At 64.7% G+C, this 13,727-nt stretch carries 8 protein-coding genes, 1 tRNA gene and 1 pseudogene; 4 read left to right on the top strand and 6 right to left on the bottom strand.

Translation table 11 applies throughout. From position 1 onward, the window contains the following. Positions 1–23 precede the first annotated feature (23 nt). From ACYCO6_RS20115 to ACYCO6_RS20105, 3 genes are all read left to right on the top strand, one after another. The gene (locus tag ACYCO6_RS20115; protein WP_459762597.1) at positions 24–1,601 is read left to right on the top strand and encodes an aldehyde dehydrogenase (NADP(+)); all 1,578 of its coding nucleotides are present in this window, start codon (positions 24–26) and stop codon (positions 1,599–1,601) included. A 117-nt stretch (positions 1,602–1,718) separates the two neighbouring features. Further along, positions 1,719–1,793: transfer RNA gene (locus ACYCO6_RS20110), tRNA-Gln, on the top strand. A 968-nt stretch (positions 1,794–2,761) separates the two neighbouring features. After that, on the top strand, positions 2,762–2,992 hold the full coding sequence (locus ACYCO6_RS20105; protein WP_459762595.1) for a hypothetical protein: 231 nt from the start codon (positions 2,762–2,764) through the stop codon (positions 2,990–2,992). 141 nt (positions 2,993–3,133) lie between these two features. Here the strand turns inward: ACYCO6_RS20105 and cydB are convergent, their stop codons facing one another. The 6 genes and pseudogenes from cydB to ACYCO6_RS20075 form a co-directional block, all read right to left on the bottom strand. Further along, positions 3,134–4,150, bottom strand: coding sequence for a cytochrome d ubiquinol oxidase subunit II (cydB, locus tag ACYCO6_RS20100; RefSeq protein ID WP_459762593.1), 1,017 nt, complete (start codon positions 4,148–4,150; stop codon positions 3,134–3,136). Positions 4,151–4,154: 4 nt separating this feature from the next. Further along, on the bottom strand, positions 4,155–5,543 hold the full coding sequence (locus ACYCO6_RS20095) for a cytochrome ubiquinol oxidase subunit I (protein WP_459762591.1): 1,389 nt from the start codon (positions 5,541–5,543) through the stop codon (positions 4,155–4,157). 1,645 nt (positions 5,544–7,188) lie between these two features. After that, complete coding sequence (locus ACYCO6_RS20090) at positions 7,189–7,350, bottom strand: hypothetical protein (RefSeq protein WP_459762589.1); 162 nt, start codon at positions 7,348–7,350, stop codon at positions 7,189–7,191. Between the two features lie 328 nt (positions 7,351–7,678). After that, positions 7,679–7,931: pseudogene (locus ACYCO6_RS20085) on the bottom strand (hypothetical protein); the annotation flags it as partial. Between the two features lie 90 nt (positions 7,932–8,021). Further along, positions 8,022–10,037, bottom strand: coding sequence for a glycosyltransferase family 2 protein (locus tag ACYCO6_RS20080; RefSeq protein WP_459762587.1), 2,016 nt, complete (start codon positions 10,035–10,037; stop codon positions 8,022–8,024). Then, positions 10,019–11,266: an HlyD family secretion protein gene (locus ACYCO6_RS20075; RefSeq protein ID WP_459762585.1), complete on the bottom strand. Its 1,248-nt coding sequence runs from the start codon at positions 11,264–11,266 to the stop codon at positions 10,019–10,021. The genes ACYCO6_RS20080 and ACYCO6_RS20075 overlap by 19 nt, the downstream gene beginning before the upstream one ends. Positions 11,267–13,302: 2,036 nt before the next feature. Between ACYCO6_RS20075 and ACYCO6_RS20070 the strand changes: the two genes are divergently transcribed. Next, a complete protein-coding gene (locus tag ACYCO6_RS20070) occupies positions 13,303–13,560 on the top strand; it encodes a hypothetical protein (RefSeq protein ID WP_459762583.1) in 258 nt (85 codons plus the stop codon). Positions 13,561–13,727 lie beyond the last annotated feature (167 nt).

The following is a 13,727-nucleotide window of genomic DNA, read 5'->3' as shown; positions in this document are numbered from 1 at the left end:
ATCCCCGTGAAGAGGAGAAGCCCATGACCCTGCGCGGCGAGAACCTGATCGGCGCCGAGGCGCGGCGCGGCACCGAGGCGGCCTTCCGGGCCGTCGAGGCCACCACCGGCAATCCTCTGGAGCCCGACTTCCCGGGGGCGACCTTGAGCGACCTCGACCGGGCCTGCGCCCTGGCGGAGGCGGCCTTCGACACATACCGCGAGACCGACCCGGAGACCCGGGCCGGCTTCCTTGAGGCCATCGCGGCGAACATCCTGGAGATCGGCGACGACCTCGTCACCCGCTGCATGGCCGAGACCGGGCTGCCCCGCCCGCGGATCGAGGGCGAGCGCGCCCGCACGGCCGGCCAGCTGCGCCTCTTCGCCGGCGTGGTGCGCGAAGGCGGCTATGTCGAGGCCCGCATCGACCCGGCCCTGCCAGACCGCAAGCCGCTGCCGCGGCCCGACCTCCGCCTGCGGCGCATCGCGGTGGGGCCGGTTGCGGTTTTCGGGGCGTCGAACTTCCCGCTCGCCTTCTCGGTGGCCGGAGGCGACACCGCCTCGGCACTGGCAGCCGGCTGCCCGGTGATCGTCAAGGCGCATCCGGCCCATCCCGGCACCTCCGAACTCGTCGGCCGGGCGGTGCAGAAGGCGGTCGCGTCCTGCGGGCTGCCGGAGGGAACATTCTCGCTGCTGTTCGATGCCGGCCAGTCGATCGGCCAGGGGCTGGTGGCCGATCCCCGGATTGCCGCCGTGGGCTTCACGGGCTCGCGCCGGGGCGGCACCGCCCTGATGGCGATCGCGGCCAGGCGCCCGTCGCCCATCCCAGTCTACGCCGAGATGAGCAGCATCAACCCGGTGCTGCTGTTCCCCGGCGCGCTCGCCGCGCGGGGTGCTGCGATCGGCAAGGCCTTCGCGGCCTCGCTGACGCTGGGTGCCGGGCAGTTCTGCACCAATCCGGGCCTGATCCTGGCGCTGCCCGGCCCGGGCCTCGACGCCTTCCTGGAGGCGGCCGGCGCGGCCCTGCGGGAGAGCCCGGCCGCGACCATGCTCACGCCCGGCATCCAGCGCGCTTATCGCGAGGGCGTCGCCCGGGTGGCCGGCCACGCGGCCGTCACCCTCCTGGCCGAGGGACCGGAGGGATCGACGACGCAGGGCCGGACCACTCTGTTCGCCACAGATTCGGATGCCTTCCTGGCGGACCCGATGCTGCAGGAAGAGATGTTCGGCGCCTCGGCGCTCGTCGTGCGGTGCCGAGACCTCGCGGCGATGCGGGCGGTGCTGGAGCATCTGGAGGGTCAGCTCACGGCCTCGCTGCACCTCGCTCCCGAGGATCACGCGGCGGCGCGGGATCTGCTGCCGCTGCTGGAGCGGCGGGTCGGGCGGATCCTGGTGGACGGGTTCGGCACCGGCGTCGAGGTGGCGCATGCCATGGTCCATGGGGGCCCCTATCCGGCGACCTCGGACGGGCGCACGACCTCGGTGGGCAGCCTCGCAATCGACCGGTTCCTGCGGCCCGTGAGCTATCAGGACGTTCCCGACGCTCTGCTGCCGGCGGCGCTTCAGGCTGCCAATCCTCTCGGTCTGCCCCGACGGATCGACGGCCACTTCGAGAACCGCTGAGGGTCGGCCCCGCTGCGCGGCCTGGGCGCGGGTGCGGAGTCTCCGTCCCGCGAGGCCTCAACGCCAAGTCCGACTTGCCACGCCCTGTCCCGCCGTCTAGAGAGCCACGGCCCATGGTGGGGCGTCGCCAAGTGGTAAGGCAGCGGTTTTTGGTACCGCCATTCCCAGGTTCGAATCCTGGCGCCCCAGCCAATTCTTCGCTCGATCGTTGACCCGGCTACAGTTTGCCCTCGACCGCCCCGCGGCGAGGCCGATTGGGCGCAGGGCTGTTGCTCGTGCTCGTCCGCAGGAGCGGGCCGTCGGTGCTTTGTTCTAGCGTCAATCGACGCGGCGCGGTGTCCTGGTGGCGCAGGCGCTTCCGCTGCGATGAGCGGACGGGGCCGCCCGATGCCTCGGTTGCGGGAGCACAGCGAACCTGAAGTGCGCGACGCGCTTTTTGGTCTCTATTGTTTTCTTGTGGCTCGCGTTGCTCGGCCTGCGAGAATTGCTCGCAGCAAACTACCGCTCGGCTTCATAACGGAGTGGGGCCGACCTGCCGCCCCTTGTCAGAGGCACAGCGCAGGCCGGAGCGCAATGGCGAGGACGAGGAGCTCCGGGGCGTTGATGAGGTTCGGCAGGAGGATGATGGCGACTGCCACGCCAGAGTGCCGCCGACATGGTAGATCCCCTTCGCGTGGGTCGCACCCGACAGGGGCGGGGTGATGATGTAGACCGTCGCAAGTGCCCGGTAAGGCCGGAGCAGACGATTGATCGGCCTTCGAGCAGCAGGACCCGCAGCAGCGCGAGGCGATCCTCGACGAAGCGAAGCGCCTCCTGTCCGGCTACCTGTTCGGATAACAATGTGCCGGCATCGCGCAGCTACGCCGGGAGCGGGAGACATCCACGCCATCTGCTTTTCCGATCTGACCGTCGGAAGGACGACCCGGCGCCCTTTCCCAACCGACTCTTCCCCGCGCCTCTCACCGCCAGCAGGTTTGGGACACCCGCCCGGGCGTCGCTGCCGACGCTCCAAGTCCAGCCCCGCTGCGTCAGTTCGCACGTGCGCTGCGAGGATGCGGCCGTCCAACCCCAGCTCCACAATGAGTCCTTTCCGCTAATCGCGGATCCCTGTTGGAGCCTTGAGTGTTAGAAGCTGGCGCCAAGCTGCGAAGGTCCAGACGTTGTCGGATTTCCAAAATCTCGATGAACGTTTAGCGCGTGAGTTCGTCCAGGGCCTCGTGCGGTCCGCCATTGCCCGAGGGCTCGATCCGGCCACTCGCCTTCAGCAGTTCCGCACACTACAGCAGGCGGCGATCGGCATGTCGCGAGATCCTGCAGTGGCCCGGACTGCCGAGCGGCTCGTCCAAGCCATCGACCACGCGCTGCAGGCGCTGACCCTGGTAAAGTCATAGGCGTTTGAACCGGATATGCGGGCGATTGCGGCTTGGCTTGGCCCCACGCCCAAGATCACCGTCGGGCCACAGCTTGCGCAGCACCACGGTCCAGGCTCGACGCGGCACGATACGCCTCTCGAGCTCAGCGAATCCATGCTTTCAGTGGTAGCCTACGTCGCCGCGCACCTTGCCCCGGAACACCCAATACGACCAGGACGAGTACACTGCGATGACCGGCAGCAGGAATAGGGTGCCGATGAGCAGGAAGGCCTGCGTGCCCTGCGATGAGGCGGCCTCCCACAATGTGACCTGCCGGGGCACGATGTAAGGCCAGAGACTGATCGCGATACCGAGATAGGATAGCAGGAAGAGGAGCATTGCCCACAGGAATGGCCCGGCGTCCGGTCCCCAACCGCTTAGCGCACGCCACGCCGCGAAGGCAACGAGCGCAGTGAGAACCGGGACGGGAGCCAGAAGGGCGATGTTCGGCCAGGAGAACCAGCGCGTCGCGACGGCTGGATCGGCGAGGGGCGTCCAGAGGCTGACGACCCCGATCGCCGCCAGCACCCCGAGAAGGCAGATCCGTCCCATGCGCCGCGCCCAGACCTGCAGATCCCCCTCGGTCTTCAGCACGAGCCAGCCAGCCCCGAGGAGTGCGTAGCCGAGAAGGAGCGCGACACCGGTCATCGCCGCGAATGGGGTAACCCAGTCGAAGGACGTGCCGGCGAAGTCGCGGCCCCGCACACGGAAACCCTGCACGAAGGCACCCAGCACGAAGCCCTGCGCCAGGGTGGCAACGATCGAGCCGATGCAGAAGCCCCATTGCCACAGCCTGCGGATTGCCGGGTTCTTGAATTGGAACTCGAAGGCCACTCCCCTGAAGACGAGCGCGAGCAGCATCAAGAGAATCGGGAAGTACACCGCCGGAATAATGATTGCGTAAGCCAGCGGAAAAACCGCCATCAGCCCGACGCCGCCCAGGATCAACCAGGTCTCATTGCCGTCCCAGATCGGCGCGATGGAATTCATCAACAGCGGCCGGTCCTCCTCCGGAGCGAAGCCGTAGAGAATACCAACTCCGAGATCGAAGCCGTCGAGGAGCACGTAGAAGAACACGGCAAGCCCGAGGATCGCGATCCAGATCGGGAGGAAATCGAAGAGTGCGCCGCCGGACATGGTCTCACTCCGCTGCGGGCGGCGCCTTGACGGGCGCGCGCGGCTGAAAGCCCTCGATCGGTTCTCGCGCCTCCGCCTGCGGTGACAGCCCTGCCCGGATCCGGCCGATCATCACGGCGATGCCGGCCGGGAACATGATCAGATAGACGATCCCGTAAGCCGCAAGCGAGAGCGCCACGTCCGAGCCCGTGAGTGACGGCGAGACCGAGTGCTCGGTGCGCAAGAGCCCGTAGACCGTCCAGGGCTGGCGCCCGACTTCCGTCGTGATCCAGCCTGCGAGAACCGCGATGAAGCCGAGCGGGGCCACCCACTGGCACAGCCGCAGGTACCAGTCAGCTTCGAACAGCCGCCCACGCCGCCATAGGACGAGTCCCGATGCCACGACGCAGAGCATCACGAGCGCGATGCCGACCATCACCCGGAAGCCGAAGAACGGGAAGGCGACAGGCGGACGCTGATCAGGCGGCCACTCCTTCAGACCTCGGATCTCGCCACCCCAGCTGTGGGTCAGAACCAGGCTACCCAGTCGTGGCACCTCGACGGCGTAACGCATGACTGCAGCCGCGTCGTCTGGCCAGCCGATCAGCGTCAGGGGCGCCGGCGCGGCAGTGTCGTAGCGCCCCTCAATGGCCGCGAGCTTCGCCGGCTGGTGCTCGCGGGTGTTGAGCCCATGCGCGTCGCCGAGGAACATCTGCAGCGGCACAAGCACGGTGAGCAGGCCGAGCGCCATGCGCATCATCAGGCGCGGCTCCGGCTCCTGCTCCCCACGGCGCACAAGATAGGCGCCGACCCCGAGCACGACAAAGCCGGTCGTGATGTAGAAGGCCGTGACCGTGTGGGCGAGGCGGAAGGGGAATGACGGATTGAAGACGACTTGGATCCAATCAGTCGGGAAGAAGCGCCCGTCCGCTCCACGCTCGAAGCCGGCCGGCGTCTGCATCCAGGAATTCACCGACAGGATCCAGAAGGACGAGAACAGCGTGCCGATGGCCACCATGACGGCGGATACAAAGTGTGCCCAACGCGGCACGAGGTTGCGCCCGAACAGCAACACCCCGAGGAAGGAGGCCTCCAAGAAGAAGGCCATCAGATCCTCGTAGGCCATCATCGGCGAGATCACGTTGGCGGTGGCATCGGAGAAGCGTGCCCAGTTGGTTCCAAACTGGAAGGGCATGACGATGCCGGAGACCACGCCCATGCCGAAGGAGACGGCGAAGATGCCGATCCAGAAGGTCGACGCGCGGAACCAAGCCGCATTGCCGGTGGCGAAGGACAATCCTTCCAGCACAGCGATGTACGAGGCGAGCCCCACCGTGAAGGCCGGCAAAAGTATGTGCCATGAGATGACCCAGCCCCACTGGATCCGCGAGAGGATGACGGGATCGAGTTCCATGCCGCTCACTCTGTCCAGATTTGGCTGTGCTTCACCTTAGTCCTCCTGCATTCAGGCGATGATGGCGACGCCGTCGGGTATTCCCGCGTTGACGCTCCCGCCGCACCGCCCGGGCTCACGTCCGCGATCCCGTGACGCTCGTGGCAGCGGCGCGGCGGAGCAATCTTGCGGCGGACCGGCATCCTCTCCTGCGTCACGACAGCGTGAGGCGGCGACAGAACATCGACGGCTCGCGCCTGATCAAACGGAATCCTGCTTCAGCACGTGTGGACAGTGGCCTCCCCAACGGCGAGATCTTTTGGGTGACCGTCCAGCGTGGGACCAGTTGCTTTTCAGGTACCTCATCCTCCCTCTGTGCGAGTTTGCTGCCTCTAAAGGTCTGCGGCCTCGCCAATCCATAATATTGCTGAATTCAGCGCCGCGCTCCCACCCGTGTTAAGAATCTAAATCGCCACCCGCGTCAGCGGCCTCAATGCTCGGTCCAGAGATCATCGGGTAGAAGCGAACGAACCATCAGAGCCAACGCCCGCCCGCCCGATCTGTGCCCGTTCTGTTAGGTGCTCTGAGTCACGACTGAGCGGTCACGCTTGCCGCTGCATCAACGCGGGCGACAGACGGTCTGCAACCCGCGTAGGTGACCGGGGCGGCTCCTCGCATCCGCGGTCCCCGGACTTGGTGTGCTCAACGAGATGGCTGTCCATTGAACAACCAACCCCCGCGAGCCGGATCGTTTGCTGCGGCCTGCGCGTTGCGGGCGGCGTTTGTCGGCCAGCGCAGGGAAGGTGATGGCAAGATGGGTCACCTACAGCATCGTCGATTGTCCGGATGGGCGGTTCGCAGTTGTAGCAGTATCGGCCTCTGGTTCCGTGCACCGGCGTGGTGAGCTGCTGACGCTTGGGGAGGCGGAGGCGTGCGTGGAGTGCCTGCGCAGGCTGATGGAAGCTTGCGGGGCTGCGCTCGTGCGCCGGGAGGGCGACGCTCGCGACCGATCAACTTTGCTCCGGATGACGAACTCAGCGGCGCGAACGCCGCAGATCCGCACGCGCCCTGAGCGGGACTGAGAGCGCCCTGTTCGGCAAGCGGGCTCGCATCCACCAGGGATGCCGGCTACAGGGCGGCGTCAGCACCGAGGAGCGCATGGCCTGCACGTCGCTCGGCTGGTCGCAGGCGGGTTGTCGAACGAGATGTCCCTACGCGGGGCGCTGGACGAGATCGCGCTGAAGCCTTCGGCAGTCAAATCGAGGATTTGTCGCCCGGAAGCGGCTCCTACGCCCGTAACACAAACGAAGGTCACAGGGCTGCGCTGACACGCGGAAAGGGCCGAGGCTGCCCTCCAGGCGGCAGTCGAGACTCTCACACTCACGTTCGCGGTGATCGGCCGCCAAATTCGCGGACGAAGGCGGACCGCCTTGCGTGCTCCCGGCGAGCAGTGTCTCCAAGCAATGATGCAAATGCCGCGCGTGATCTATTGTGAATGGCGCAAGCGCTGCTGCAACCATTCCGTGAGGCCATTCATTGCTGCAGTAAGCTAGCGGCGATCCTGCCGTGGCACGGACTGGAACGCTCATCCATGCGCAAGCCTGCCCTTCTCATCGCCCTCTGCTTCTCCGGACTCGCCCTATCCTCGGGCGTACACGCACAGGGGTTAATCGGCGGCGCTCAGGAAGGAGCAGCCCGCGGTAGCCGCACGGCTGGACCGGTCGGCGGGATCGTCGGCGGTGCAGTGGGTGCCGGTGTCGGCACGGTGAATGGTGCCCTCGGGATTGGCCACCGCCATTACCGTCACCGCTACCATCGTCGGCACCATCACCACCGCTATCGTTGATCCTCAGAGCAACCAGTTGCCCATCCCTTGGCGTGGGTTCGCCGGTCTGACCGTTCGGCCTCGGCCTGCAATCCATTCCGCTCGGCCAGCATCGCCTTGATACCGGCACGCAGATGGCCAACCGTCTGCTGGCCCGCAAACGCACTTGGGCCATTACCGCAGCATGGTTCGCTGAACCGAAGCCGACCCTCGTCGATGGTCTCGCGGGGCGCTCAGCGCTCTGGCGTGAACAGAGTTCTGTGCTGTCTCGCCGCTGGTGCCACAGACCGAAATGGCGCTTCGTCCCCCGCCCCGCCCCTGGGCCGACGTCCTATGCCGAGCCGCATGATCGACCGAAGTCGAGGCGCCGGACGATGGGAGGGGCGGCCAGAGTCGTGAAGGCGAGGTGGATGTCGCGCCATCGTCCGTAGCGGATAGCGAGCCGGCGGAATTGGGCAAACCGCGCCAGCGTCCGCTCGCCCCCACCTGAGACGTCCCAAGGGCGGGCTGCTCTCGATCCTGAGCCGGGTTATACAGTCCTGGATGCAGCGGCAGGTGAGTGTTCGACGACAACGGCGGCAATCGACAAGGAAGCCCGGGCGTCACGACGCCCGTCCCGGCTGTCTACAGATCGATTACACCCGCACCTGCGCGCCGATCATCGCGAAGAAGAGCTAAGCGACCCTCGGGTTCCTGCCAAACATCCGCAACCATATTCCGCCCAGAATCGCAGATTTGTCGATTTCTCCGATGTCTTGACTGTAACGACCGGTATAGAGCTTCACGATCATCCTGTCTCGACACTCACCATCAAGCCTGTAGGAGAACTTAACGGCGACAGGCTGGTCACCATTGGGCCGCGAGATCTTCTCGACCTTACAGCGCAGGTGCGGGAAGGCGTCCATCTCGACCCACATGTGCTCACCCTCGCGCACATCCGGCGGACGTGCGAATTCGGCGATACCGCCTTCGAGCGACAGGCTGACGATCCGGGCCTGGCGGTACTTCTCGCTGACACCCAGCACCAAGGCTGGCTCGTCGGTGGCGAAGCTGTCCAGCAACGGTCGCGGCTTCTCGAAGCAGATCAGAGCGGCGACCAGCAGCACCAAGATGTTGAGGCCCGCCCAGTAGGTGGAGACGAGCGAGAACTCGCCCTCCCCGATGCGCGACCATTCCGGCACGATGTTGATGACGAGCCCGAGCGCCGTCACGGCGATCCAGAAGGTGATCGAGAAAAAAGTGTAGGCGTCGAAGGCGCTGTCCTCGTTGCCGCTGCCCTTCGGCGTGACCCGGAAGGGCACCCCGAAGGGCTTCACGAGACTGGAGATCACGACCGGCAGCATGCGGAAGGTCGCAAAGGCGCCCACCGCGCTCGACACCAGCGGCAGGTAGCGCGTCGGTGTCAACCAACCCATGAGCAGGAAGTATGCCGTCAGCACGGGCAGTTGGTAATAGACGATGTCCTGCGTGCCGGTGAAAAACAAGGGGGCCGCGCCCGTCCAAAGATAGACCGCCGGAACGACGAGGATGACGAACCGGACCGTATATTGCACCAGCCAGGATAGCGGAATGAACATCAGCCGCTGAAACAGGCTGAGCCCGGGGCCGCGCAGCGGTCCATTGTGCAGATAGATCGTCTGGATGCCGCCGCGGCACCAGCGCCCGCGCTGCACGAAGTACCCTTTCAGGTTCTCGGCCGCGAGACCCATTGAGAGACGCTCGTTCAGGTACCGGGTCTTGTAGCCGACGTTCAGCATCGCCAGCGTCGTCAGCAGGTCCTCGGTGATCGAATCGTGCGGGAAGCCGCCGATCGCGTCGAGGGCGCTACGGCGAGCGATCGAACAGGAGCCGCAGCAGAAGCTCACGTCCCACGCATCGCGACTGGCTGCCATCTCGTCGAAGAACAGGCGCTGCTCGTCCGGCCAGACCTTCTCCAGCGAGAGATTCGCCTGCACCGGGTCCTTGTTGAAGAAATGCTGCGGCGTCTGCACGATGCCGATGGTCGGGTCTTGGAAGAAGGGCAGCGTGCGGCGCAGGAAATTGCGGTAGGGCACGAAATCGGCGTCGAAGATCGCGACAAACGCGCCCGACGCGACCGTAAGGCCGTTGTTCATGTTGCCGGCCTTGGCGTGGGCGTTGTCTGGCCGGGTGACGTGTATGACACCCTTCTGCGCGCAATAGTCCTTCAGCCAATCGCGCCGCTTGTCGTCGAGCACGTAGACGGTGAGTTTGTCGCGCGGGTAGTCCAGAGCAAGGGCGCCGATGATTGTCCGCTCCAGCACGTCGAGCGGCTCATTGTAGGTTGGAATGAAGACGTCGACGTGGGGCCACTCGGATTGCGAGCGTGAGAAGAAGGCCTGCTCCAGCTGGTCGGCCTCGGCGCTGCGGTCGACGTACCGGCTCATGGTGACGAGGAAGAGCAGGATATCGGTGAAGGCGCCGAGCTCGACGCAGAACACGAACCACGTCCAGAAGAAGCCGAAGCTCCAGTCGGCCGGGTAGGGCAGCACCGTGTGCAGGAAACGCCAGACGAGGTAGCGGGCCGCCACCGCGAGCACGAAGACGCAGGTGATCGTTCGGCTCCAGCTCCGCTGGCGGGGCCAGTTGATGAAGACCAGGAAGAAGGCGCCCGCGACAAACAGCGTGGGCGCGAGGGGCCAGAGTTCGAGCTCTAGGAGATGCTGAACCACAGGCTCTTCACCCAGTTCACGACGGGCTCCGCAACGGTCAGAAGTGATGAAGCGCGGGCGAAGCGCACCTGAACCGTGCGTCCGACCTGACAGAAGTTCGCGTAGTCGGTCTGCATGTCGCTGGGGTCGAGCACGACACGGATGCGGGCGTTCTTCCCCTGGCTCTTCGGTGGAACGGCCGCGAGCACCACCTCCTCGACGGCCGCGGCCGAGCCACGCACCGACAGGACTCGGCCGCCGATGACGTTCGAGGTGCCGAGAAGCCGAACATCCGCGTGGTCGCCCGGCTTGATCCGGTCGTAATCAACCTCGTCCACGAGAATGTCCACGAACAGTTCACGGCAGTCGAGCAGGCGCATCAGCTCGTTGCCGACCACGACGTTCGAGCCCGCCACCACGTTGTTGCGCCAGATCACACCTTTGAAGGGGACCTGCACCGCCGCGAAGGAGAGCCTGTCGTTGCGGGCCCGCTCCAGGAGCAGCTGACGGTTCAACTGCTGAATACGTGCCTTCTCTGTGCGGATCTGTGCATCGACGTTGGCAAGCTGGATGGCCACTTCGTCGGTACGCTGCTGCGAGTAGGGCACATCGTTCCGACCTTCGCCCACAAAGGTGCCGCGCTTGAGCGCATCTAACTGCCGCTGCAACCGCTCCAGTTCGGCTCTGGCGATGTTCTGCTCGCTTGTAGCCGACACAGAGGCGGCACGCGCCTGCTCGACCGAACTGCCGGCGACCACGCCTGTAGCGCCGAGAGTCTGTTTGCGACTGAGGTCAGCTTCGGCAGAGGTCTTGTTGGCCTGCGCGGTTGCGATCCGCTGCTGACGGACGATGATCTCCTGCTGAACGCTGGCGATGCTCGCTTGCTGATACTCTTTCAGGCGGCCGACCAAGTCGGCTTTCAGCGCAGACAGATCCTTGGCCTGGACCTGCAACGCTTGCAGTCGTTCCTTGGCAGCGCCGAGATCCGCATCCAGCTGCGCCTCCGCTGTGCGGGAGATGCGATCATTGCTGATAAAGAAGACGTCGGTGTTCTCGGGCAGCGCCGTACCGACCTTAGGAGGTGTGTCTGAGACGACGCCTTCGATGGGTGCCGAGACAAGGGCGAAGCGGGCATTCACGGTACCATCCAAGCTGGTGTAGCCCGTGAAGCCAGGCAGCATGACGATAACGCCGGTTGCAAGAAGTACCAGGCCGACACAGATGCGGACGAAGCGCGTGTTCCAGAACATTCCCCCCCTCATCGTCGTTCGTCACATCGGAGCATAAACGTTCAACTTACGGCTTTCGATCCCCCTCGTATGCCTGCAGGGGTTGCACGGGAAAGCCGCGCGGTTGGCGGCCCGAACATGCTCGTCGGGTACGAGGATTGTCGGCCGATGGTCGGAGCGTTGACGCGGCAGCCTCGGCCCTTTGCTCTGCCGGTGGCATAGGCCCAGCTTTCCAATCTGGACATCCGAGCAGTGAGCCGGCGCAGAGGCATGTGCAGGGCGAAGCACCTTGATCCGAGCACGGCGATCGCACCGGTCTACGCGCGGATGTGTTTGGCCGGCAACCGAGTGTCGGTTGCCGGCCGATCAAGCACAGGGCGGCAGAGACCCACAGAAACCAAGTGCGAGCGGTGATGAGTGTGGTTGCTGTTCCCGGTGGCACGAGTCCCACACATGGTTCTGCGTCGCCTCGGACGACCCGCAAGTTAACCCCCGCAGCGCAGGCCAGAAGCCCCTCAGCTACGCACCGAAATCGGGCCGCCCGGAAAGGCCAGCGTCCATACATCAACTCTGAAACCACGCTGCCTGCTCCATCATTGACGCTCAAATTCCAGGAGCCACAGACGGAAAAGGTAAATAAAAACCTGATATAAATAATGAGCTTTAAAAAACTACCTTCGTGTCCGTCAGAATAGACTGCCGTCGGTCCCCGTATGCTAACGGCGGCACTGATGTTGGCAAGCGTCAAAAATCACCCGGCCAAAAAGCCCAAGCCGGCTCGGCCGCTTAACCATCATCTCAGGAAGATGCAGGAAGGGTCTCTCCACGTGATCGACTTTGCATGGCTGCGCTGGAAGCGGGGCAGCCGACCGCCGCCGGCCCTTGTCATGTCGGCGGGCATCGCGTCGGTGGCTATCTGGCTACTTATCTACCAAGTTTCTGGCCGTGCAATCTGGCTCTGGTAGTCGGAACATTCAGGAACTGTACTCATCGGGTTCGGCACCGAGGTACGCTCCGAGCAAATATCCCGCCTGATGAGCGAGCAGGTAACTGAACAAGATTAGCACATGCACCATGTCCACTTCCGCAAAAACCAGAAATGTCAACAAAGACAGAACAAGTATGACGGTGGACGACAAGCATAGAGCGGCCACGATGTTGCAGAGCCAACCCATCATGAAGCCGACTAGAAATAGGAAGGCGGCAACGATCACGGCATCACCCAGTACATTGGTTAATCGCTAAAACTTTATGCTTTATTCTTGCCAGGCCTTATTTCTATAGACGCCGGGGGCGCGACAATCTACCCCTGTTTTGGCGCCTGCTGGCTCATCAAACAGGAGCGGCACACCGGAGGGGCCACAGCGCAAGCAGCCTGTTTTCCGACTGCTAACAGCTTGGCAGTGACCGACGCGCTCGGTCGAGACAAGCGGGAGAGGTAGGGCGCTTCGTCGAAAATCCGGACGAATCGCGACGATGCTGCCGTTCGGCGGTCGGCCTCAGGGATCTGCTTGCTGCTCGCCGTGCGAACTGCTTCGCGCCTTGCACACCGAGAGCCTTCAGCCCCAAATCGGGAGCGCCCGTCATAAATGTCGAAGTGGAGGCGGAGCACTATCTCCTCCGTGTATCCATCATCCGTTTGCAACCCGCGGTTGAGGCTCGAGTTCTGTGCGAATTCAGACCGGCTCCATGAGATGCCAGGCGGAGGCTCTTCGTAGTTAACGATCGCGTCAGGAGCGCCGCTCGGCCAAATCTCCCGCCCTCACTGGCGCTCTACTTTCATTCTTCATCCCGGGCCGTGAGACGCGATAGCCGACGTGATGGTTGGGGCGTGCATCGCCGTCCGCGCACTGGCGGTACTGCTGACCTGGATCGGCCTGTTTCTGGTACTTGGCGTTGTCTCCTGAGCCATGCCGCTCCTTAAGCATGTCAGGAAAGCGCAACCGCCAGACGGAACGAGCCCGGCAGCGTGGCCGTTCCCCGAACGCCGCCCTGTCCCTGGGCGACGCCGAGCCGCCGGCGATGACCGGTGAGCCGACACGTTGAGAGGAACGCCTATGAGGAAGTCCCTGCTCGTCGCCGCCGTGCTGGCCGCCTTCGGGGCAGCCGGCTCCGCGACCTCGGTCTCGGCTGCGCCCGGCCTGCCCGCCGCCGCGAGCGCGCCGTCGGACGTGGTCTCTGTCCGCATGGAGCGGATGCACGGCCACCATCACCACCGTATGGCACGGCACCACCACCGCCACGGCCACATGATGCGCCACCGCCACGGCCACGGCCATATGATGCGGCACATGCACCGTCACAACCGCATGTGAAGCGGTCGGGGCCTCAGGCCCCGTCCCCCTCGCAAGTTTGTCTTGGCTGCCGGACCGACGATTCCGGCCAATGACAGCGGTCGGGAGACAATCGGCCAATCCGGCGGCTTTGGCCGAAGGTCCGGAAGTGGCGCGTTCCTGCCTTCCGATCATGCCCGACGAGAGAT

The organism is Methylobacterium sp. CM6257, assembly GCF_054611515.1.
This window is presented reverse-complemented; position numbering and strand designations above follow the sequence as displayed.

Bases quoted from the DNA above. Each gene is read 5' to 3' on its own strand.
- ACYCO6_RS20115 (WP_459762597.1), top strand. From the start codon at position 24: ATGACCCTGCGCGGCGAGAACCTGATCGGCGCCGAGGCGCGGCGCGGC.
- cydB (WP_459762593.1), bottom strand. From the start codon at position 4,150: ATGTCCGGCGGCGCACTCTTCGATTTCCTCCCGATCTGGATCGCGATC.
- ACYCO6_RS20095 (WP_459762591.1), bottom strand. From the start codon at position 5,543: ATGGAACTCGATCCCGTCATCCTCTCGCGGATCCAGTGGGGCTGGGTC.
- ACYCO6_RS20090 (WP_459762589.1), bottom strand. From the start codon at position 7,350: ATGGTGCCGACGATGGTAGCGGTGACGGTAATGGCGGTGGCCAATCCC.
- ACYCO6_RS20075 (WP_459762585.1), bottom strand. From the start codon at position 11,266: ATGTTCTGGAACACGCGCTTCGTCCGCATCTGTGTCGGCCTGGTACTT.
- ACYCO6_RS20070 (WP_459762583.1), top strand. From the start codon at position 13,303: ATGAGGAAGTCCCTGCTCGTCGCCGCCGTGCTGGCCGCCTTCGGGGCA.